The 1,061-nt window shown below is 70.2% G+C and carries 1 protein-coding gene; it reads left to right on the plus strand.

The window, feature by feature from the left end; translation table 11 throughout:
- Positions 1-1,061 (plus strand): condensation domain-containing protein (locus IF54_RS0138790; RefSeq protein ID WP_030327424.1); only part of this gene is annotated, 1,061 nt, incomplete at both ends.

Genomic DNA, 1,061 nt, shown 5'->3' on the forward strand with positions numbered 1-1,061 from the left:
GGCGCTGGAGGTGGTCGTGTCCCGGCACGACATCCTGCGGACCTCGATGCACCTGGACGGCTACTCCCAGCCGCTCCAGCTGGTCCACGGCACTGTCGAAGTCCCGCTGAGCGTGCATGACTTGAGGGGCCTGGCGGCCGAGGAGCAGCGGGAGGCCGCTCGCGTCTTCGCCGAGGACCAGCGTGCTGCCGGCTTCGACCTCACCGCCGCGCCGCTGCTCCGGGTGGCCGTACACGTCGAGGCGGATGACGCCTGGCGCATGACGTTCAGCCACATCCACGCGATCACCGAGGGCTGGAGCTACCACACCCTCCTGATGGAGCTGTTGGAGTGCTACCGGAGCGTGGTGGGCGGGCAGGGCCTGCCCGCGTACGAGGCTCCGGCGGTGCGGTACGCCGACTTCATCGCCGCCGAGCAGGCCTCCCTCGCCGACGAGGAGGACCAGGCCTTCTGGCGCGAAGTCGTCGAGACCCACAGCCCGTTCGCGCTGCCCATGTCCTGGTCCGCACCGGACGCCCCGCGTCAGCGGGAGCATGTCCGGGTGGCGTACTCCGATCTGGAGGAGGGGCTGCGGCGGCTTGCGGGCGAGGCGGAGACCTCGCTGAAGAGTGTGTTGCTGGCCGCGCATCTGAAGGTGCTGGGCATGCTGACGGCGGAGGACGCCTTCCACACGGGCGTGGTGTACCACGGCCGTCTGGAGGCGCCGGGTGCCGACCGCGTGCTGGGCATGCACCTCAACACGCTGCCGTTCCCGTCGGTCAAGGGTGCGGGTACGTGGCGTGAGCTGGTGGAGGAGGTGTACCGGCAGGAGACTGAGATCTGGTCCCACCGCCGCTATCCGCTCCCGGCCATCCAGCGTGCCGCAGGAGGCAGCGGCGGTGACTTGCTGAGCATCCTGTTCGAGTACCTCGACCTGGAGGCGATGGCTGCGGATGCGGACGGGGACGCACGTGGTGTGTTGCTGTCCGGCGCCGAGCGGGGGGTGCTGCTCGGGGAGTGGGCCGACGGTTCGTCTGTCGGCTGGCCGGGTGGTCTGGTGGTGGACCGGTTCGAGGCGCAGG

The sequence above is a fragment of the Streptomyces sp. NRRL B-3229 genome, from assembly GCF_000719505.1.
GTDB lineage: Bacteria > Actinomycetota > Actinomycetes > Streptomycetales > Streptomycetaceae > Streptomyces > Streptomyces griseorubiginosus.